The organism is Shimia sp. R9_1, from assembly GCF_017743775.1.
In the GTDB taxonomy this organism is placed as follows: Bacteria; Pseudomonadota; Alphaproteobacteria; order Rhodobacterales; family Rhodobacteraceae; genus Shimia.
In genome coordinates, this window is the sequence record NZ_JAGHRN010000003.1 from 268200 (window position 1) to 287776 (window position 19577).

The following is a 19577-nucleotide window of genomic DNA, read 5'->3' on the forward strand; positions in this document are numbered from 1 at the left end:
TGTGACGCGTCAAGCGCTTTGTGGGCGGCTGTCGGCCATGCGAGCGGCCATGCGCAGCGCCGCGATGGTGCTGGATGGGTTGGCCTGACCTGTGCCTGCGATGTCGAACGCGGTACCGTGATCCGGTGAGGTGCGGATGAACGGCAGGCCCAAGGTGACATTGACGCCGCCGTCAAAATCCAAGGTCTTGATTGGGATCAGCGCTTGATCGTGGTAGGCACAGATGGCCACATCATATCGCGCGCGGGCGGCGGCATGGAACATGGTGTCAGCGGGCAAAGGACCTGCGATATCAAAGCCCTCAGCGCGCAGCTTGTCGAGCACGGGGGCGATCACGCTTGCATCCTCATGGCCCATTGCGCCACCCTCACCTGCGTGCGGATTGAGGCCCGCCACCGCGATCCGGGGATTGCTGAGGCCAAACTGATCTGCGAGGCCTTTGATGGTGATGCGGATGGTGTCTTCCAGCAGTTCAGGTGTGAGTGCAGCAGGTACCTCGGACACAGGAATATGGATTGTGGTGGGCACAACGCGCAGCATTTCGGAGGCGAGCATCATCACCACATTGTCCACGCCGCCGAGATCCGCAAGAAATTCTGTATGGCCCGGATAGGCAAAATCCGCGCCGTCTTTCAGGGCTTTTTTATGGATTGGCAGCGTGCAGACCGCGCTGGCGCTGCCGGACATGGCCATATCAACCGCTTGGGAAATCACATCAATCACGCCTTCGGCGTTCTCAGGATCTGCCTGACCGGGTGTGCGTGGCGCGCCAAATGGATGGGGAAAGACCGGCAGGGCATCGGGCATCAAACCCGCAGCCTCCGCCGGGTCGTCAATCATCCGATGCGGCACCGTGCCGGGCAAATGATCGGGATCGGCGATCAGGAAAAACGGCAGCTCCTCTTTCAGGGACTGCCAGGCCTTCTCGGCGATCTCAAGGCCAATGCCCCCCGGTTCACCACAGGTGAGGGCAATGGGCGCGCGCGATGATGGGCTGGTCACTTTTCAATGATCCGGGCTTGGGCGCGCAGCTGGCTGAGATAGCTGTTGGCGTAGCTTTCCAGACGCTGGTTGCGCAGGGCTTGGGCCACGTCTTCGCGCGAGATTTCCTCAGCCAGTTGGGCTGTACGGCCGCAGAGCATCAGAAGAATGAGGTTCTGCCCATCTGCGGTGGTCAGATTGTAGGAGGCCTCGTTGTCGTCGAGCTTGGCCAACTCCAGCGCCACGTCCTGTGGAATTTCATTGGGCGCCTGTGTTTCACGCACCAGAATTTCCGCGGGCTGATCCTGCGCAATGGCAAAAAGGTCGTCACAACGGTCAAGGCTGCCAGCGAGTTCGTTGGCTTTTGCGAGGTTTTCCTCGGTGCGGCCACCCGGCAGATAATATTTCATGTAATCGACGGCGGAATAGGTCGGTGTTGAGCGGCCGGTCTCAGCCACATCCCGCAGCTGGAACAGCGCCACAGCGTTGGGCAGCGGCAGCGGGCGGCTCACTTCGCCGGGGCGCAGTGCAGTCACAACCGGCCGCAATTCAGCGGGCAGATTGGTGACATTCATCCAGTCCACACGTCCACCCTCGGCTTTGGTCGCTGAGGCGGAATAGGTGCGGGCGGCGTTTTCAAAGCTTTCAAAGCTGGTGAGCTCTGAAAGCTGCTCTGCGAGGCTGAGCACCTGACGTTGGTTTTGTGGCGTCAAAGGTATGATGATTTCATTCAACAGCACGCGCACGCCGCCGGAGCCGCTGTTCTGGGCGATGGCGCGGTCGATCTCTTCTTCGCTGACCTGAGCGTTGCCCCCGAAGCGGGACTGCACAACACCGGTCCAGGTGATGTTGGAGATGATGAAGTCGCGTAGCGTTTCTTCGTCGATCCCTTCACCGGACAGGGCCTGAACCAGATCGTCGATGTTCATGTTGATGCGGGCGGCGAAGTTGTCGAGGCCGTTCTGGATGCCTTCATCCGTGGCCGCAATGCCGGTGAGGCGGGCAGCCTGCAATTTCAAGCGGTCATCAATCAGCTGTTCGCGGGCCAGTTTTCCGGGATCACCTGGCGCGTTCATGATGGCAAGCAGGCGCGCGCGCTGATCAAGCTCATAGTAGCTGACGGCGGAGTCGTTCACCAAAATCGCTGGGCTGAAAGCGCTTTGCGCGGAGGCGGGTCCGGTCAGCAAGGCGGCTGCTGCGAGTGTGCTGGCGGTTCCAGTGAAGGCGCGCAGAAGGGAGCGGATGAAAGGGCGTCGCGTCATGAGAGTGTCGTCTTCCTGTAATTCAGCCACAGGTGCGGCTATAGCTCTTATCGTTTGAATTGACCGAAAATCCAAGCAGGGCCACGTTGATGCCAAAGGTGTTGCTGGATTGTACGGTATCGGATGTGGAGAAGCGGCGCGAGAGCGAAAGTTCGACCTGCACGCATTCGTTACGATACTGCAGACCGAGGCCTGCGCGGGCCGATTTCCCGGCCACGGCGTCATAGCGCCAGTCGACCAATCCGGTCCAATGGCGCGAGAAACGGTAGCTGCTGTCCAAGGTCCATTCCGAGATGCGCTCGTCGCGCGCTTCCTCGGGATCTCTTGCCAGCCAAATGTAGCTGGCATCCACCATCAGCATCGGATTGCTCCAGCCCAGGCGGGCGGCTGCCTTGTTGAGGGTGCCACCAGAATCCAGCAGGCCTCGGGCAGAGGCCACCAAACCGTTTTGGTTGTTGAACTGACCTGCGATCAGCAGATCTGAGGTCTTGCCGGACACGCCGGATGTTTCAGAAAAATCACCTTGGGACTGATCGCGGAACACTTGGCCAAAGGTGAAATGCCCCTCCCAGCCCTCTGAGGTGACGCGCGACCAGTTCACACCGAGTGCCGCAGCCAGGCCGCGTTCGCGCCGGTCATAAGACGGGAAGCGGGACAGAGCGAGGAGGTTGCCCTCGTCAAATTCCGCGCGGGTGCTTTCATCATTGGCAATGTCGAGATCGCTGCCGCCGGTCCAGCCAACCTGCGCGAGCGGTTCCAGCAGATAGGTTGCCCCGTCGGTGCCGCGTTTGACCAGTGGATAGCGCAGGTTCACGGCGACTGTGGGGGTGAAGCCGCTGTCAAAAGAGCTGAAGCTTGAATCGTTCAGTGTTTTGTATGCGTCAAAGGCCAACCCACCGGTTGCTCCTACGCGCAGGCCACCGGCCATTGTCCAGTTGCGCAGCCATTCAACGGAGGCGTTGGTGCGCGCCACATCGCGGCCGTCATCACCATCCGCACCTGAATCCCGCTGGTGGGAATGCGCCTCAAGCCTGGTGCGCAGCTCTCCGCCTATAAGGCTTGGGAAGTAGCGGCGCTCGGTTTCCGCCTGAAACACCAGTGTTGGCAGGGTGTTGTTGTCTTCGTCGTCGCGCAGCGAGCGGAAGTGGTACACGCCAAAGCTGGTGTTTTCATACCGAGAGGCGCGCTGAACCTTCACGCTGCTGTTGAGGCGGTCGAGATCTGAATAGTCGTAATCAGAGAGATAAGCATCATCTGATACGGCTTTGATATCAAAGGTAAGTTTGTAGTCTCTTTGTAGCTGGAAGAGGCCATTCGCAAAGGCGTAACCACGGGTTTCGCCAGGCCGTAGGTCATCGTCAGAAATCGCGCCATCAACCTGAAATCCGCCATTTTCAAACGCCTGCCGATAGCGGAATTCCAACGTGCGGGATTCGGTGGAGATATAAGGCGTGAGCGTGATGTCTTTGTCTTCGCCGATCGGGAAGAAGTAGGGCAGCTTTACCCCGTTGCCGAGCAGTGACGTGCGTGTGAATTGCGGAAACAGGAAGCCTTTGCTGCGTTTCAGCGTTGGGTCTGGCATCCGCAGGTAGGGGAAATAGAACACGGGCACATCGCGGACGAGAAAGCTCGCCTGCTCAAAATACACCTGCCGTTCTTCCTGATCGTGAATCACCCGTTTGGCACGGATTTGCCAAAGCGGGGCCTCGCCGGTTTCGCAAATCCGGCAGGATGAGACGGTCGTTTTGGTCAGGACGTTGTAGCGGCCCTCAACACGATTGAGCTGTTGCGCGGCCATTTGCACCTGATCGGCAAGCACAAGGCGCGCGCTGCGGATCAGGCCTGAACGGAAATCGGCATCAAGCTCGGCAGAGTCTGCAACGATGGAAACCTCATCGCCATCACTGATCCGGATAGGGCCAATGAGGCTGATCTCGCCGGTCTCGTTGTTGTAGGTGACCTCGCGGGCTTGCAGACGGGTCTTACCGGAGACAGCTTCGACATTTCCGCGCGCTTTGAGGATATTCTGTCCAACCAATTCCACGCTATCGGCAATCAGCACCACATTTTGCGGCGCCTCCTGGGCGGTGTTTGAACCTACCGCCGATGCGGGGGCGGATTGCGCGTAAGTGTGCGGAGCGAAAGCGCAAGTCAGTGCAGTGGCCGCCATCAGGCGGAAGAGGAGCTTCGTCATCCGTCCTCCATATGCAACAATAGCCCCAGTGCCAATAAGACACTTGCAGAAGGTGGTGCCCAGGCTGCGAGGAGCACCGGGATCTGACCGTTTTCTCCAAGGATCTGGGCGAAGTTGCGGATGAAATAGAGGCTAAAGCCAACAAGGATGGCAAACAGAACGGCGACGCCGGTGTTGCCAAAACGGGTGTGGCGCATGGTGAAAGCGGAGCCGACCAGAACCATGGCCATCAGGAACAGAGGCTGGGCCAGCTCCATGTGCAGCCAAACGGTGTGGCGGCGCGATGAAAACCCTGCCTCGTCAAGCTCTTTGATAAATTGTGGCAAAAGCCAAACGGAAATCGCAGAGGGGCTGCCGAAACGGTCGCGGATGCGGTCGGGCGTGAGATTGCTGGCCAGGTGGAGCGTTTCGTGATGCACTGCCTCGGCACCTTCGGTGACGCTGCGGTTGAGGTTCCAGACACGGGCGTTGGTGAGTTCCCAGCCTTCCTCAAGCAGGCGCGCGGTTTCTGCTTCGATGCGCGATTGCGGCCCGCCGTTGTCGGCGTATGTGATGACGCTGAGGTTGATGAACTGGCTTGCATCCGCATTGGTGCGGTCGGCGTGAATGACCGCGTGGCCCTCCGGCCCGCCTTGGCGCAGCCAGATACCTTCTTCTGTCAAAGACAGCGCCTCCCCGCCATTGTTGCGCAGCGCGTCGCTTTGCTTTTCGTATTCCAGAGAGGTGGTTGCGACCAGCGGGTTGAGAACTGTCACCGCAAGAAAGCCCAGCAGCATGGCCACAACAACAGGTGAGAGTACCGCGACGATCCCTGATCTGCCTGCGGCGCGCACAACCACCAGCTCTGAGCTGCGGGCCAGGCCGATGAACAGGGCCACGGTTGCCAGAATGACAATCAACGGCAGGAGTTGGTAAAGCCCCTGTGGCGCGCGCAGGAGCGTGAGGCCGAGCACGCGATAAAACCCAACCTCATCCACATCAAAGCGGCGGAGTTGTTCCATCATGTCCAAAAGCATGGTCAGCACAAAGAAGACGGTCAGGATGCTGAGGAACATCCACAGGAATTTGCGCGCGAAATAGAGGTGCGTGGTCATGCGGTTGCCCTCCGCAGGCGCAGAGGATTGGATGCGAAATAGAGCAAGCCAAAGGCCACAAAGAAGCCAAGGGCCGCGGGCAGATACAGCAGCGGCCAAAGGTCCGGGGCGTCCAGAACCGGATCAGAGACCACGTTTTTGAGCGCTTCGAGCACAACAAGGATGGCGAAGGCTGACAGGATCTGCCGCCAAACACCAAAGCGGCTAAAGCTGCCGATGATCAGCATGCCAAAGCCGATCAAGGCAAAGACGATACACATGATAGGTTGAGTAAAGCGGGCGTGGAATTCTTCGGTGACTTTCCCAAGGCTTTCTCCGGTCTCGGCAGACACGGAGGCAAGGCTGCCAAAAACATCCCAGGTTGGCATGAAGTCGATAGAGCCGCGGGAGGCGACATCCGGGTCAACAAGAGCGCTGATGTCATAGGAGAAATCAGCGAAGTTGGTGGTCATCAGACGATCCGTGCCGGTGGGGTTGAGCTGCATGAGGCCGTCGACCATCACCAGTTTGGGGCCGCTTTCATCCTGAACCAGATAGGCCTCCGCCGCGGTGTGAACCGTTGAGCTGCCGGGGTTGCGGCTATCCGCCATCAGCACGTCTCTGAGCACACCATCGGAGGTGATTTCGCGGATGTAGAAGGTGACCCCGTCAATGGGATGCAGAAAAGTGCCATCCGTCAAAAGGCGTGCGGTGACATTTTCGCTGATTTCAGACTGGCGCTGGCTCAGCTCTTTGGTGGAGCCAGGCACAAGAAAATGGGTCAGGGCGCTCATCATCAAAGCGGTGATCAGGCAAAAGATGGCCACGGGACGGGCCAGACGCCACGGGCTGAAGCCGGTGGCCTGCATGACGGTCAGTTCGCTTTCATTGGACAGGCGGTTGGTGACATAAACCGTGCCCGCGAAAACCGCGATTGGCAGCACGCGTCGGATCACGTTTGGCAAGGTCAGAACCGAGAGTTCCAAAAAGACAGCCACGTTCTGGCCGCTGGCGATCAGCTGGTCAAACAGCGACACTGCCTGGTTGACCCAATAGACCGACACAAGGATCAGCGCGAAGAAGCCAAACAGGGTTAGGAACTGCGACAGGATGTATCTGTCGAATCTGCTCACGCCGTGGACTCCCTCAAGTGCCTATTCTTTCGGCGCAGTTTAGTGGAATTGATTGCGCGGTGAAACTGCAATCTGGAGATGGCCACTGGTCAAGCCAGATCGGGCGCGCTAGGTGTTTGGCATCAGTAAAACGGAGACATCAGAATGCGCCCTGTGCAGTTTGCTTTTGAAGAAACCCAATTGGACGAAATTGCAAAGGCAGAGGGGCGGATCGCGATTTTTGTGCCTCAGGAGGGTAACCTCGATCAGGGCGCGCGTCGGATCAACCGGCTGACCCGTGGCGCGATTGAGCGTCTGCGTGAAGAAAAGGGTGAGAAAGCCTCAAATGGCGATCTGATCAGCCTCGCGTTTCCGGCTGGTTTGGCCGCAGAAGCCGTTGATGTTGTGGTGCTGCCGCGCCGTTGCAGCGTGGAAGAGGCGCGCAAGGCCGGGGCTGCGCTTGGTAAGGCGCGTGGCAAAGCGGCGCTAACGGTTTTGGCTGGCACTCATCCCAAAGCGGCGCAGATCGCTTTTGGCATCGCGATGCGTGACTACGGTTTTGATGACCACAAAACCGCAGAGACCAAGGACGATGCGCGTGCCGTGCGCATGATGGTGAGCAAGCCTGACGATGTTGAGGCCGCCGCTGCCCCCTTGTTGGCCGTTGCCGATGGGGCGTTTTTCACACGTGACCTGACCAATGAGCCCGCCAATGTGCTGACCACCACTGAATTTGCCGACCGTCTGGTTGCGCTGAAGGACATCGGCCTTGAGGTTGAGGTGCTGGAAGAGGATCAGCTCAAGGAATTGGGTATGGGCGCGCTTCTCTCCGTTGGTGAAGGTTCTGAGTGCCCTTCCAAAGTTGTCGTAATGCAATGGAAAGGTGGCGACGCCAAGGCCGCGCCATTGGCGCTGGTTGGCAAAGGTGTGGTGTTTGACACGGGTGGCATTTCGCTCAAACCGGCAGCCGGCATGGAAGACATGACCATGGACATGGGCGGCGCAGGTGTTGTGGCCGGCACCATGAAAGCGCTGGCGTTGCGCAAGGCGAAGGCCAATGTGGTTGGCCTTGTTGGCCTCGTGGAAAACATGCCCTCTGGCCGTGCGACCCGTCCGGGGGATGTGGTGACTTCTATGAAGGGGGACACCATTGAGGTGATCAACACAGATGCCGAGGGCCGTTTGGTGCTTTGCGATGTGATGCACTATGCGCAGGAGCGCTTTAAACCGGCAGGTATGATTGATCTGGCCACTTTGACAGGTGCGATCATCATCGGTCTGGGCCATGAAAACGCGGGCGTTTTCTCTAACGATGATATGCTGTGCAACGCCTTCCTGAAAGCGGCGGATGCGGAAGGTGAAGGCGCGTGGCGGATGCCGCTGGGCAAAGGCTATGCCAAACAGCTGAAATCGCGGATTGCAGACGTGAAAAACGTTGGTGGCCGTCCGGCGGGGTCGATCACAGCGGCGGAATTCCTGCAGCGCTTTGTACAGGAAGACATGCCGTGGATTCACCTCGATATCGCGGGCGTTGCCAGCGTGAAATCGGAAACCGCGCTGGCGCCTGCTGGTGCGACCGGTTGGGGCGTGAGCGCGCTGAGCCGATTGGTGGCGGACAACTTCGAGGTATAAGCCCTTGGGCGCGGCCTATTTTTATCACCTGACACAAGCACCGCTTGATACCACGCTGCCGCGTCTTCTGGAGAAGGCGCGGGGCGCGGGCTGGGCCATTGCTGTGCGGGGGGTGGACCCGGGCCGCATGGAATGGTTGGATCAAAAGCTCTGGCTTTTGGGCGATGAGAGCTTTCTGGCGCATGGGCTAGCAGGTGGACCTTATGACAGGTTGCAGCCCATCTTGCTGACGACGTCGCCTGATACGCCCAATGAAGCGGCGTGTATCATGTCAGTGGATGGCGCGGCGGTGAGCGCGGAAGAGGTCAACACAACCGAGCGTGTCTGTATTCTGTTTGACGGGCATGACCCGGAGGCCGTTCAGCATGCACGGGGGCAGTGGAAAGCGCTGACCGATGCGGGTTGCGCGGCGCAATACTGGTCTGAAGAGACGGGTGTTTGGCAGAAAAAGGCGGAAAGCGGCGGGAACTAAGATCCCCGGCTTACCGCGTTAGAATCAAACGGTTTCCTGCGATCGTGATCTGCGTATAGCGCTGCAGATAAGACATGCCGAGGAGCGACTGAGGCATCTCGCCTTCGTTCACCGTGGCGCGCACGTCGCGGTCTGTAAAATCTCCCAGAGAGATTTCCTCGATCCAGACTGGCGCAATCCGGACTTCTCCGTTGGCTGTCATGGCGCGGCCCCAATAGGCGAGGTTGTCCGGATCAAGACCGGCGCGGCGGGCGTCTGCTTTGGACAGCACGATCTCAGATGCACCGGTATCCACCACAAAGTCGACGTTGGCTCCGTTGAGGCGCAGGGTGGCGTAGTAGTGGCCATCATTGCTGCGCGGGATTTCGATGCGGCTGCCGTCATCCAGCACGGTTTGCATGGGGCGCACCGTGGAGCGGATGTCTTCCCACATGCCAGCCACCGCAATGGCCCCCAGAAATATCAGCACCCATATGGCCGCGTTGCGCAGGGTCTGGCCAAGTGCAAGCCGGCCCGATGAGATGTACCACATCAGAACCATCACCAGTAGCAGGCTCAGATATGCGAGGTGGCCGATCTCAAATTCGCTCATGATGCGGAGGTCCCAGATGCGCTTTGTTAGCCAACAAGCCCAAAATCTTTGAGGCCATCAAGGATAAACTGCACGGCAAGCGCTGCGAGCAGCATGCCGAGAAGGCGGGTGATCACGGTGATGCCGGTGCGGCCAAGCAGGCGCTCCAGATAGCCTGCGGTGAGGAACAGACAGAACACAATCGCCAGAACCAGAAGCGCAACGCCAAGCACCGCAAGGGTGGCCTGTACGCCGGTGTCCTGACCTGCGAGCAGGATCACGGAGGTGATCGCGCCGGGGCCTGCCAGCAGGGGAATGGCCAGCGGGAAGATCGAAGGATCCGGGTAGTCTTCCTCAGCTTCTTCGGCCTGATCTTCGCGCCGTTTTGTGCGGCGTTCAAAGAGCATATCGAAAGCTGTTACAAAAAGCAGGATTCCACCCGCGATCCGGAACGCAGGCATGGAGATGCCAATGCCGTTCAGCACAGCTTCGCCAAGGAAGCCGAAGAGCGACAGGATCACAAAGGCCGTGACGCAGGAACGGATGGCGATTGTGCGCCGTTCGCGCGCGGGCACGCCCTGTGTCAGCGACACATAGATCGGGAAAAGGCCAATCGGGTCGATGATCACAAAAAGCGTCACAAAGGCCGTGATAAAGGCGGCGCTGTCCATGGTGGTTGGGTTTTCCTTTTAATGATGGAGAAAAGGCTAAGGTCAGCCTTCGGCTTTTTCCAGCTTTTCCAGCGCTTTCATCCAAAGATCTTCGGCGCGGTCCTGAGCGTCACGGACTTCGGCATATTTCTTCTGCCAGACTTCCATTTCGCCAAGTTTCTCGCCCTCATAGAAAGCCGGGTCCGCCAGCTTGGTTGCCAGCTTGTCTGCCATCTCGTTGAGTTTTTCGACCCGCTGCTCTGACTTTCGCACCTCGGCACGCAGAGCCAGAATTTCGTCGCGACTGGCTTTTTTGGCCACGGGTTTGGCTTTTGGTTTTCCACTGACCGGTTTGTCAGAGGTGAGCAGAAGTTTGCGGTAAGCCTGAAGGTCATCCTCATAGGGCTTCACCGTGCCATCTTTGACCAGCCAGAGGCGATCGGCCACCAAGGTGAGCAGGTGCATGTCGTGGCTGACCAGAATGACCGCGCCGGTATAGGCTGTAAGCGCCTCAACGAGGGCCTCGCGGCTCTCAATGTCGAGGTGGTTGGTCGGTTCGTCGAGGATCAGAAGATGCGGCGCATCCAAGGTCGCAAGCAGCAGCGACAGACGCGCCTTTTGGCCACCTGACAAGCGCCCGACTTCGGTTTCCGCCTGTGCGGCACCCAGGCCAAATCCTGCAAGTCGTGCACGCAGGCGTGCCTGACCTTCCGCCGGACGCTCGCGCATCAGGTGCTGGATAGGTGTCTCGTCCACGTAAAGCTCATCAACCTGATGCTGCGCAAAGAAGCCGATGCGCAGTTTGGATGAGGTGGTGAATTTGCCCCCCATCGGCTCAAGTCGGCTGGACAATAATTTCGCGAGAGTCGACTTACCCTGACCATTTTTGCCCAGAAGTGCGATACGGTCGTCCTGATCTATGCGCAGATTCAGGTTTTTAAGCACAACCGTTTCGCCGTAGCCTGTCGATCCACCTTCAATCGCGATGATGGGCGGGGACAGCTCTTCGGGCTTGGGAAAGGTGAAGACCACACGTGCTGCATCTTCAGGCGCTGTGATCGGCGTCATCCTTTCCAGCATTTTCACGCGGCTTTGCGCCTGTTTGGCTTTAGACGCCTTGGCTTTGAAGCGGTCCACGAAGGCTTGCAGGTGTTCACGCTGCGCTTGCTGCTTTTTGGCGGCCGCAGCCTGAACGGCGCGTTGTTCGGCGCGTTGGCGGGCGAATTGATCATAAGGGCCGGTGTAATAAGCCAGCTTGCGTTCATCCAAATGCAGGATCGCGCCGACGGAGCGGTTCAGAAGTTCGCGGTCGTGCGAGATGATCAGAACGGTGTGCGGATATTTGACCAGATAGTTTTCCAGCCAGAGCGCGCCTTCGAGGTCGAGATAGTTGGTCGGCTCGTCAAGCAGCAGGTAATCGGGCTGCGAAAACAGCACAGCCGCCAAGGCCACGCGCATGCGCCAGCCGCCGGAGTAGTCAGAACACGGGCGCAGTTGATCTTCGTGATCAAAGCCAAGCCCCTTGAGGATGGAGGCGGCACGGGCCTCTGCACTCCAAGCGTCAATGTCGCTGAGGCGGGTTTGAATTTCGGCAATGCGGTCTGAGTCGGTGGCGGTTTCTGATTCAGCCAGCAAGGCTGCGCGTTCAGTGTCGGCCGCCAACACCGTGTCGATCAGTGACACCTCATTTGAGGGCACCTCCTGCGCCACACCGCCGATGCGGGCTCGCTGGGGCAGGGTGATGCTGCCACCTTCCAGAGACAACTCGCCGCGGATCAGGCGGAAAAGAGTGGTTTTTCCGGCGCCGTTGCGGCCGATCAAACCCACTTTGTGGCCGGTGGGAATGGTCGCAGAGGCGCCTTCAAACAGAGGGCGGCCTTCGACGGAATAGGAGATGTCAGAGATCTTAAGCATGACGCGGGTTTGGCGCAGTATTACGGCGGCGTCAATCATCGCTTTTCAAGTCGTTAATCGCGTGCTATCGGAGCGACAATTCGAATGCGGGGCGGGCGTGGTGCTGGCCCCAATCTTATATGGAGAAAAGAGACATGGCTCTGGAACGCACCTTCTCGATCATCAAGCCTGATGCCACCCGCCGCAACCTGACCGGCGCAATCAACGCCAAGTTCGAAGAAGCTGGCCTGCGCATCGTGGCGCAAAAGCGCATTCACCTGACCAAAGAGCAGGCAGGTGTGTTCTACGCGGTGCACGCAGAGCGTCCTTTCTACGACGAACTGTGCGAATTCATGGCATCTGCGCCAATCGTGGCACAGGTTCTGGAAGGCGAGGGCGCAATCGCGAAAAACCGCGAAGTGATGGGCGCAACCAACCCAGCAGACGCAGCACCAGGCACCATCCGCGCCGAGTTCGCTGAATCCGTTGGCGAAAACTCCGTGCACGGTTCTGACGCACCAGAAACTGCAGCGGTAGAAATCGCATACTTCTTCTCCGGTCTGGAGCTGGTGGGCTAAGCATTGCCTTGGGGCGAGATTATCGCCACTATGAATTTACGGATGGGTCGCGGGAATGCCGCGGCCCATTTTTTGTTCTGAGAGGGTGGTGATGGACGTTTGGAAAACAAAAGCGCGGGAAACGGTTTTTGAGGCTGCGCCCTATGTGAAGGTTGCCAAAGAAACGGTGGAGCTGCCCGATGGGCGGTTGATTGATGACTTCTACCAATTGGAGCTGCGGTCGTTTGCGCTGGTTGTGCCGGTGATGAAAGACGGCAGCGTGATGATGTTGCGGCAATACAAACACGGGCCGCGCAAAGTCTCTGTCACTTTTCCGGCGGGTTTCATTGATCCGGGCGAGGTGCCGGAGGTGGCAGCACAGCGCGAGTTGATGGAAGAGACCGGTTTGGCGGTTGGCACGCTGATCCCCATGGGCAGCTATGTCGACAATGCCAATCAGAAAGGATGTGAAGGCCACTACTTTCTTGCGCAGGGATGTCGTCGGGTTGCCACGCCGGATGCCGGTGATCTGGAGGAAATGCAGGAAGAGCTTTGGACGATAGAAGAGCTGGATCGCGCGATGCTGAACGGTGATCTGGCCGTGACCCATCATGTGGCGGCCTGGGGCATGGCGCGCCTTCGGCTCTAGCGTTTTTCGATCACGCCAATTTTGTTGAGCATGTCTTCGAGTTCCGAGCGGCCCTTGTCATGGGCGCGGGCCTTGAGCGCATCAAAGCGTTTGCGCAGGGCGTCTTTCTCTTTGCCTTTGCAATCATTCCAAGGGCGGCCTTGCAGCCCCATCACCAGGACATAGTACCCGATGAAATGAGGCTTGGTGCCGGTCTTAAGCAGACGGGCATAGGTTTCATCGGCCCCCAGCGCTCTCAGCTCTTCAGCGGTGTGAATACCGGCGCGGGCGCAGGCTTCTTCATAAGCCGGGCCGAGGTTGCGGATGGAGGAAATCGGGTCTGACATGGCCCAACCATAAGGTGGGACCAAATCGTGAACAAGAGGGGATGTTAGATCATCGCCCAGTCTGTGAATTTTGCATCCGCGTTTGGAGCGGGCTTTGCTGCAGAAGCAGAGCTTTCCGGCTGCTGTGCGTTCTGGGAGGGGTGCTGTGATTCAGGTTTTGATGTGGCCATGATCCTGCTCCTTTTGGTCTAAGTGTCTGATCTCTTTTGGTGTGCCTGTGATCCAACCTTGGGCACAGACGTGAGATGTCTCCTAACATTGCGCCGCAATGTGCGGCCGGAAGGCTTGCTTTGAGGCAAATTCATGCCCTTTCAGGTGGATTTGAGTAAACTTTGGGCGCGCTTTGCGTGTTTGATAAGAAGGCTCGCGGTCTGAGCCAGTTTGCGACTCTGCGGGATTGGTCAGCGGGTGTTGAGGTTTCACATCGAGGTAAGTGATCTTTTCCTTGATGAGCCCGTTTTCAAAGACGAGCACATCCAAAGCCGGAAGCATAACTGACGCCTCTGAATTTGTTTGCCGCCGTGGATCGCGCGGTACGACGGTTTTGGCATCAACCGTCAGATCGTGTTTGAGAACCGTATAGTTCACTCCGGTGAGAATGGTCATACGGCCGGTTTGCTTTGGCGGAGCTGCGGTATCGAGCGCTTCAAGCAAGGCGTTCAGGCTGTCGTTGTCCTGCGCGGGATTGATGCCGGCTGCGACCAGACGAAAGGCGGCGTGCTCGGGCTCGAGCGCGACAAGCGCGTCCATGTCGTGGCTTGCCCAGCTTGAACCGTAGGTGGCCAGCAATGTGGCGAGATCTTGTTTGGCTTCGGCGCTGGCCGAGAGCGTGGAGAGTGTGGCGGCAAGAGCGAGCGTGGCCGGAAGCGTGAAGAAGGCACTTGGGGCTGTCTTGGACATGTCGCAATTCCTTTCGCGCAAAGAAGCGGTTGCGCCGAGATGCTCATGTGCCAAGGGCTTTTAGCTGGCTCTCATTGAGGTGCGGCAATGGGCGCGGTGTATCTCCATGATAGGAACAGGCCGCGCTGCATCTGAATGTTGACTTCGGTCATGCAGACGACAGTTTCGGACAGGCGAGCCGATAGTGCGCGCCAAGTTTGGCCGCGACTGTTTTGGCCAAGACGGTGCAGTGCAACGTCTTGCAGGCCATGTTTGCTGAGGCTTGGACGCCTTAGAGCTTCACGATTTTGATCGCGGATCCTTTGGCGGCGAGGGCAACTTCGCCTGTGCAGAGACGCAGGGCGTCTGCACCAAAGACCTCATGCCGCCAGCCATGCAGCGCGACAACATCGCGCCCGCCAGAGGCCAGAGTATCCAGATCAGCGGAGGTCGCGATCAGTTTTGGCGCCACACCGGAGCTTTCGGTTTTGGCTTTCAAAAGCACACGCAGAAGATCAGCCAAGGCCGGGTTGACCTGTTGCTTGTCGTCACGTTTGGGCAGGCGTGGCATCTCATCAGACGGGCAGGACACCCCTGCTTTGACAGCGGCGAGGATGCCATCGGCAATGTCACCCTTGCGTGCTTCGCGCAGCAGCAGGCGGGAGCGGCCCAGATCCTGCATATTGCCGGGTTTGGTTGAAGCCAGCTCTACCAGAGCGTCGTCTTTGAACACGCGGTTGCGTGGCACGTTGCGCTCTTGCGCATAGGCCTCGCGAAATTTTGCAAGCTCGCGCACGATGGCAAGGAACTTGGGTGAAGTGGTGCGGGTCTTGACCCGTTTCCACGCATTTTCCGGATCGATGATGTAGGTCTCCGGACGGGTGAGCATCTGGATCTCTTCTTCCACCCAATGGGCGCGGCCGGTCTCTTTGAGCTTGGCAGCAAGGAATTCGTAGATTTTGCGCAGATGGGTCACATCTGCCAGCGCGTAGGTTTTCTGCGCCTCGGTCAGCGGACGGCGGGACCAGTCGGTGAAGCGGGAGCTTTTGTCCAAGCCCTGCTTTGCAATCTTGCGCACAAGGGTCTCATACCCAACCTGCTCACCAAAGCCGCAGACCATGGCTGCAACCTGCGTGTCAAACAGCGGGTTCGGGAAAACACCGGCCTCAACAAAGAAGATCTCAAGGTCCTGACGCGCGGCGTGGAAGACCTTGACCACAGAAGTATCGCGGAAGAGCTCATAGAGCGGTTCAAGGGAGATGCCGTCCACCAGTGGGTCGACCAGAACCGCCTTGTCCTCTTCGTCACCGGGCATGTCGCTGGGCACAGCGAGCTGAACGAGACACAGCTTGGAGTAGTAGGTGCGTTCCCGCAGAAACTCGGTGTCGATGGTAACGTAGGGGGCCTTGCGCGCCATTTCGCAGAACTGCGCAAGCTCTTCAGTGGTGGTGATGGTCTTCATAGGTGGCGTATCTTCTTCGTCCGTATTGCCGTGCTCTTCTAACCAGCACTAAGCAGAAACATAGGGGAAAGCAATTCACCAACCCTTAAAGCGTGAAGGGTGTGGTATTTCCGGCGGCGAAACGGCGCAGAGCGGCGGGATAAAGCCGGTGCTCCTGTACCAAAACGCGTTCCGCGAGAATTTCGGGGGTGTCGTCAGGCAAGACCGGCACACGTGCTTGGCCCAGAATTGGACCGTCATCCAGCAAAGGCGTGACCATATGCACGGTGCAGCCATGCTCCGCGTCGCCCGCTTCGAGCGCGCGCGCATGGGTGTGCAAGCCTTTGTATTTGGGCAGCAGGGACGGATGAATGTTCAGCATACGGCCTTCCCAAGGGGCGACAAAGCCCTCGGTAAGCACACGCATGAACCCGGCCAGACAAAGGATGTCTGGTTGGACCTTATCAAGCTCTGCCTGAAGTGCCGCCTCAAAAGCCGGGCGGTCGCCCTTAAATGGGCGGTGGTCCACGGAGACGGTTGGCACACCCAAGGCCGACGCCTTCGCGAGACCGCCAGCATCGGCGCTGTTGGCAAGCACCAGAACCGGCTCTGCCTCATGGCCGGGTTCGGCCATGTCCTCCAGCAGGCGGACCATATTGGACCCACCGCCGGAGATAAAAATCGCTACGCGTTTTTTCACAGAAGCGATCCGCTGTAGGTGACGCCTTCGCCTTTGGTCACGGTGCCAAGGGTGTAAACGGTTTCACCTTGCTCGCGCAGAAGCGCCGCAAGCGCATCGGCCTGATCTGCTTCGACAGACAGGATCATACCCACGCCGCAGTTGAAGGTCTTGAGCAGTTCAGCTTCATCCATGCCGCCGGTTTTGGCGAGCCATTGGAACACAGAAGGCAGCTCCCAGCTGGAGAGGTCAATCGCACCGGCCAGACCTTTTGGCAGCACACGGGGCAGATTTTCAGTGAGACCGCCGCCGGTGATATGCGCCAGAGCATGCACGCCACCTGCGCGCACGGCGGCCAGCGCCTGTTTCACATAAAGACGGGTTGGCGCGAGCAGCGCAGCACCGAGGGTCTGGCTCGCGTCCCATGGGCAGGTGTCATCCCAGCCAAGGCCGGAAACCTCAACAAGCTTGCGCACAAGGCTGTAGCCGTTGGAGTGTACGCCGTTGGAGCCGAGCCCCAGAAGCACGTCACCCTCTTTCACGCCGGCGGGCAGGTCCGCGCCGCGTTCCATCGCGCCAACAGAGAAGCCTGCAAGGTCAAAGTCGCCCGCTTCATACATGCCGGGCATTTCTGCGGTTTCGCCGCCGATCAGGGCGCAGCCGGACTGATAGCACCCTTCTGCGATGCCTTCGATGATGCGTGCGGCGGTTTCGGTTTCAAGTTTGCCGGTGGCAAAATAGTCGAGGAAGAACAGAGGCTCAGCGCCCTGACATACCAGATCGTTCACGCACATGGCCACCAGATCAATGCCCACGCCGTCAACATTGCCGGTGTCGATGGCAATGCGCAGCTTGGTGCCCACACCATCAGTGGCCGCAACCAGGATCGGATCGTTGTAGCCTGCATCTTTGAGATCAAAGAGCGCGCCAAAGCCACCAAGGCCCGCCATCACGCCGGAACGTGTTGTACGTTTGGCCGCAGGTTTGATGCGCTCTACCAGCGCGTTGCCTGCGTCGATGTCCACACCTGCATCTGCGTAGGTGATGCCGTTTTTGCCGTCGCTCATGGGGCGTGTCCTCTCAATCAATACTTGGCGCGTTGCTTAAAGGATCACTTGGGCAAAGGGAACCATGGATTGCACCGTCTGCGCTAACAGACGGTGCATCTGAGTATTTAGGCGCCGTATTGCCACGGCGCGGCCTGATAGCTGAAGCCATTCGCCGATTTCTGCACCTTACCAAAGCCCGGGAAATCCAGATGCGCGCCGGTGACCAGCAGGTTGTCAGCGACGGCGCGGTCAAACATCTGCAGGCGGGTGTCGACGGTCTGTTTCGGATCTCCATCAAAGGCGAGGGTGAGGCCCGGGTTTGCGAACTGCAAGGCGGTCATATGCACGATGTCGCCCCAGAACAGCAATTGCTTATTGCCGGATTGCAAGAGGTAGCCAGTGTGCCCGGGTGTGTGTCCCGGCAGAGGTAGAGCGACCAGCCCGGACAAAGGCTCCTGTTCCTTGGTATGAAACAAGAGCTGACCCTTGTAAGGTGCCACACTGTTGCGCGCCATTTGGAAGAACCCGCGGCTGCCCTCCGGCACGCCGGCCATGATGGCGTCGTCGTGCCAGAAGTTATATTCGGTTTCAGAAACCGCGATTTGCGCATTGGGGAAAGCGGTGCTGCCATCGGTGTTGAGAAGCCCGCCAGCGTGGTCAGGGTGCATATGGGTCAGCGCAACGGTGTCGATGTCCATAGCGGACACCCCGATGGCCTCAAGGGCTGTGCCCATCGCGCCAAGCGTGTCTCCCATCAGGTTGGCAGAGCCTGCGTCGATCAGGGTTTTTCTGGCACCTTGCTCGATCAGAAAGGTATTTACAGGAATGCGCACGCCGCCCGGTTGGAGCGTTTGCTGCGCGTCTGCCAGAGCGGAAGTAACGGCGGTTTCGTCAAAATCAGACAGCAGTCCGGGTGCTGCGTCGAGATAGCCGTCCAAAAGCGCCGTCACAGTGGCCTCTCCAACCGTGAAGCGCACAGTCGCTGGCAGAGCTTTGGCGGCGGGGCCTTTGGCGTGGAGTACTTTCGGCAGGCTGATCAATGCGGGTGCTGCCATTGAGGACATGAGGAAACGTCTGCGGGACAAAGACATAAGGAACTCCGATATCGTTCACAGGGGTTAATTCGCCAGCTTGTGCTGGTGATGATGAAATAGCATTGCTATTCTGGTGCAGTACCGGGCTGCGCCTGATAGTTGATATAAGAGGTGCTAATACCATGGATCGTCTGGGACTGCTGGAAACATTTGTGAGCGCAATTGCTGAGGGCAGCTTGTCTGCGGCGGGGCAGCATCGGGGGATCACCCAGTCTGCGGTGAGCCAGCAGATCAGGCAGCTGGAGGCGGCCATGGGTCAGCAGCTTTTGCATCGCTCGCCCAATGGGGTTTCTGCAACGCGGGCAGGGGTGCTGGTCTGGGAGCATGCGCTGAAGCTGCTTGAGCGCCATGATCTGATGCTGGCGGAGCTTGATGCGCTTGGCAGCGAGGTGGCCGGAACTTTGCGGATCAGTGTCGGGCATTTTCTCGGGCGCGAGGTTTTTGGGCCGGTTCTGATCGGTCTTGGAAACGAACATGCCGAGCTGGATATTGTGCTGAAGCTCGAAGACCGTTTTGTGGATGTGGTGCGTGAAGGGTTTGATCTGGCTATTCGTGCCGGAAAGCTGGGTGAAACCTCAGGCTACGGCCGTAAAATTGCGGCGTTGGAGACGGTGTTTTTTGCAAGCCCAAGCTATTTGGATCAGCACGGGCGGCCGGAGAAGCCCGAAGACCTCAAGCGGCTCAAGTTCATTCAGCACCATGAGGACAAAACGCTGGGCTCGTTTTCAGTGTCGCGGGACGGGATCGAATATCAGGCTCCGGTCCGGATCGGTTTCACCGCGGACGATCCCGACATCATTTTCAAAGCAGTGAAATCAGGGGCTGGCTACACGCGGGTTGCGCGCATGTTGATCCAGAAAGAGCTGGATGACGGCGTGTATGAAGAGATTCTGCCGGGCTTTGCTGCGCCGACAAAAGATCTGTTTGCGGTGACGCCGACGCGGATCATTCCAGGCTCCAAGGTCGAGCTGGTGATCAATACATTTGTTGAGAAATTGGCCGCGATCCACAGGCAGGCGGTCGCGGCGAACACGAATAACAAACTGACCGCTTGACGCCGTCT

20 protein-coding genes are annotated in these 19577 nt (G+C 58.6%); 5 read left to right on the forward strand and 15 right to left on the reverse strand.

From position 1 onward, the window contains the following. Window positions 1-9: 9 nt before the first annotated feature. The 5 genes from pdxA to lptF are packed head-to-tail and all read right to left on the reverse strand — an operon-like array spanning window position 10 to window position 6643. Entirely contained in the window at window positions 10-1002 is a 993-nt protein-coding gene (gene pdxA, locus J7399_RS12250; RefSeq protein WP_209086541.1) for a 4-hydroxythreonine-4-phosphate dehydrogenase PdxA, read from the reverse strand. Further along, entirely contained in the window at window positions 999-2243 is a 1245-nt protein-coding gene (locus J7399_RS12255) for a peptidylprolyl isomerase (RefSeq protein WP_209086544.1), read from the reverse strand. Before J7399_RS12255 ends, pdxA begins: the two co-directional genes overlap by 4 nt. Before the next feature lie 22 nt (window positions 2244-2265). Then, window positions 2266-4437: an LPS assembly protein LptD gene (gene lptD / locus J7399_RS12260; protein WP_247742873.1), complete on the reverse strand. Its 2172-nt coding sequence runs from the start codon at window positions 4435-4437 to the stop codon at window positions 2266-2268. Continuing rightward, window positions 4434-5531, reverse strand: coding sequence for an LPS export ABC transporter permease LptG (gene lptG, locus J7399_RS12265; RefSeq protein ID WP_209086547.1), 1098 nt, complete (start codon window positions 5529-5531; stop codon window positions 4434-4436). The genes lptD and lptG overlap by 4 nt, the downstream gene beginning before the upstream one ends. Further along, entirely contained in the window at window positions 5528-6643 is a 1116-nt protein-coding gene (gene lptF / locus J7399_RS12270) for an LPS export ABC transporter permease LptF (protein WP_209086551.1), read from the reverse strand. Before lptF ends, lptG begins: the two co-directional genes overlap by 4 nt. Window positions 6644-6787: 144 nt before the next feature. Between lptF and J7399_RS12275 the strand changes: the two genes are divergently transcribed. Both J7399_RS12275 and J7399_RS12280 read left to right on the forward strand, forming a co-directional pair. After that, window positions 6788-8254 carry a leucyl aminopeptidase gene (locus tag J7399_RS12275; RefSeq protein ID WP_209086554.1) on the forward strand — a complete coding sequence of 489 codons (1467 nt, stop codon included), beginning with the start codon at window positions 6788-6790 and terminating at the stop codon, window positions 8252-8254. 4 nt (window positions 8255-8258) lie between these two features. Beyond that, window positions 8259-8726 (forward strand): DNA polymerase III subunit chi, encoded by a 468-nt coding sequence (locus J7399_RS12280; RefSeq protein ID WP_209086557.1) that lies wholly within the window; start codon window positions 8259-8261, stop codon window positions 8724-8726. Between the two features lie 10 nt (window positions 8727-8736). On the opposite strand, the gene J7399_RS12285 is transcribed toward J7399_RS12280, so the two are convergent. Genes J7399_RS12285 through J7399_RS12295 form a run of 3 tightly spaced genes read right to left on the reverse strand, consistent with a single transcriptional unit; the run spans window position 8737 to window position 11861 of the window. Next, window positions 8737-9318, reverse strand: coding sequence for a TIGR02281 family clan AA aspartic protease (locus J7399_RS12285; protein ID WP_209086559.1), 582 nt, complete (start codon window positions 9316-9318; stop codon window positions 8737-8739). Between the two features lie 26 nt (window positions 9319-9344). Next, window positions 9345-9968, reverse strand: a complete 624-nt coding sequence (locus tag J7399_RS12290) for a MarC family protein (protein WP_209062609.1) — start codon at window positions 9966-9968, stop codon at window positions 9345-9347. Between the two features lie 42 nt (window positions 9969-10010). Then, entirely contained in the window at window positions 10011-11861 is a 1851-nt protein-coding gene (locus tag J7399_RS12295; protein WP_209086830.1) for an ATP-binding cassette domain-containing protein, read from the reverse strand. A 134-nt stretch (window positions 11862-11995) separates the two neighbouring features. Here J7399_RS12295 and ndk point away from each other — a divergent pair, with 134 nt between their 5' ends. Together ndk and J7399_RS12305 are read left to right on the forward strand one after the other, a co-directional pair. Then, the gene (ndk, locus tag J7399_RS12300) at window positions 11996-12418 is read left to right on the forward strand and encodes a nucleoside-diphosphate kinase (RefSeq protein WP_209062611.1); all 423 of its coding nucleotides are present in this window, start codon (window positions 11996-11998) and stop codon (window positions 12416-12418) included. 91 nt (window positions 12419-12509) lie between these two features. After that, window positions 12510-13046: an NUDIX hydrolase gene (locus J7399_RS12305; protein WP_209086561.1), complete on the forward strand. Its 537-nt coding sequence runs from the start codon at window positions 12510-12512 to the stop codon at window positions 13044-13046. Here the strand turns inward: J7399_RS12305 and J7399_RS12310 are convergent. The 7 genes from J7399_RS12310 to J7399_RS12335 all read right to left on the reverse strand — a co-directional run bounded on the left by J7399_RS12310 (window position 13043) and on the right by J7399_RS12335 (window position 18511). Then, entirely contained in the window at window positions 13043-13372 is a 330-nt protein-coding gene (locus tag J7399_RS12310) for a TfoX/Sxy family DNA transformation protein (RefSeq protein WP_209062617.1), read from the reverse strand. The two genes, J7399_RS12305 and J7399_RS12310, sit on opposite strands and share 4 nt — an antisense overlap. Window positions 13373-13416: 44 nt before the next feature. Then, complete coding sequence (locus J7399_RS21095; RefSeq protein ID WP_280637792.1) at window positions 13417-13542, reverse strand: hypothetical protein; 126 nt, start codon at window positions 13540-13542, stop codon at window positions 13417-13419. 82 nt (window positions 13543-13624) lie between these two features. Then, window positions 13625-14272 carry a hypothetical protein gene (locus J7399_RS12315; protein WP_209086563.1) on the reverse strand — a complete coding sequence of 216 codons (648 nt, stop codon included), beginning with the start codon at window positions 14270-14272 and terminating at the stop codon, window positions 13625-13627. 271 nt (window positions 14273-14543) lie between these two features. Next, window positions 14544-15713 carry a ribonuclease D gene (rnd, locus tag J7399_RS12320; RefSeq protein WP_209086565.1) on the reverse strand — a complete coding sequence of 390 codons (1170 nt, stop codon included), beginning with the start codon at window positions 15711-15713 and terminating at the stop codon, window positions 14544-14546. 85 nt (window positions 15714-15798) lie between these two features. Continuing rightward, on the reverse strand, window positions 15799-16392 hold the full coding sequence (purN, locus tag J7399_RS12325) for a phosphoribosylglycinamide formyltransferase (protein WP_209086567.1): 594 nt from the start codon (window positions 16390-16392) through the stop codon (window positions 15799-15801). Beyond that, complete coding sequence (gene purM, locus J7399_RS12330) at window positions 16389-17438, reverse strand: phosphoribosylformylglycinamidine cyclo-ligase (protein WP_209086569.1); 1050 nt, start codon at window positions 17436-17438, stop codon at window positions 16389-16391. The genes purN and purM overlap by 4 nt, the downstream gene beginning before the upstream one ends. Before the next feature lie 107 nt (window positions 17439-17545). Next, complete coding sequence (locus J7399_RS12335; RefSeq protein ID WP_209086571.1) at window positions 17546-18511, reverse strand: MBL fold metallo-hydrolase; 966 nt, start codon at window positions 18509-18511, stop codon at window positions 17546-17548. A gap of 125 nt (window positions 18512-18636) precedes the next feature. Between J7399_RS12335 and J7399_RS12340 the strand changes: the two genes are divergently transcribed. Further along, window positions 18637-19569: a LysR family transcriptional regulator gene (locus J7399_RS12340; protein WP_209086574.1), complete on the forward strand. Its 933-nt coding sequence runs from the start codon at window positions 18637-18639 to the stop codon at window positions 19567-19569. Window positions 19570-19577 lie beyond the last annotated feature (8 nt).

Coding starts and splice junctions, on each gene's coding strand:
- J7399_RS12255 (WP_209086544.1), bottom strand. CDS start 2,243: ATGACGCGACGCCCTTTCATCCGCTCCCTTCTGCGCGCCTTCACTGGA.
- lptD (WP_247742873.1), bottom strand. CDS start 4,437: ATGACGAAGCTCCTCTTCCGCCTGATGGCGGCCACTGCACTGACTTGC.
- lptG (WP_209086547.1), bottom strand. CDS start 5,531: ATGACCACGCACCTCTATTTCGCGCGCAAATTCCTGTGGATGTTCCTC.
- J7399_RS12275 (WP_209086554.1), top strand. CDS start 6,788: ATGCGCCCTGTGCAGTTTGCTTTTGAAGAAACCCAATTGGACGAAATT.
- J7399_RS12285 (WP_209086559.1), bottom strand. CDS start 9,318: ATGAGCGAATTTGAGATCGGCCACCTCGCATATCTGAGCCTGCTACTG.
- J7399_RS12290 (WP_209062609.1), bottom strand. CDS start 9,968: ATGGACAGCGCCGCCTTTATCACGGCCTTTGTGACGCTTTTTGTGATC.
- J7399_RS12295 (WP_209086830.1), bottom strand. CDS start 11,861: ATGCTTAAGATCTCTGACATCTCCTATTCCGTCGAAGGCCGCCCTCTG.
- ndk (WP_209062611.1), top strand. CDS start 11,996: ATGGCTCTGGAACGCACCTTCTCGATCATCAAGCCTGATGCCACCCGC.
- J7399_RS12305 (WP_209086561.1), top strand. CDS start 12,510: ATGGACGTTTGGAAAACAAAAGCGCGGGAAACGGTTTTTGAGGCTGCG.
- J7399_RS12310 (WP_209062617.1), bottom strand. CDS start 13,372: ATGTCAGACCCGATTTCCTCCATCCGCAACCTCGGCCCGGCTTATGAA.
- J7399_RS21095 (WP_280637792.1), bottom strand. CDS start 13,542: ATGGCCACATCAAAACCTGAATCACAGCACCCCTCCCAGAACGCACAG.
- J7399_RS12315 (WP_209086563.1), bottom strand. CDS start 14,272: ATGTCCAAGACAGCCCCAAGTGCCTTCTTCACGCTTCCGGCCACGCTC.
- rnd (WP_209086565.1), bottom strand. CDS start 15,713: ATGAAGACCATCACCACCACTGAAGAGCTTGCGCAGTTCTGCGAAATG.
- purM (WP_209086569.1), bottom strand. CDS start 17,438: ATGAGCGACGGCAAAAACGGCATCACCTACGCAGATGCAGGTGTGGAC.
- J7399_RS12335 (WP_209086571.1), bottom strand. CDS start 18,511: ATGTCTTTGTCCCGCAGACGTTTCCTCATGTCCTCAATGGCAGCACCC.
- J7399_RS12340 (WP_209086574.1), top strand. CDS start 18,637: ATGGATCGTCTGGGACTGCTGGAAACATTTGTGAGCGCAATTGCTGAG.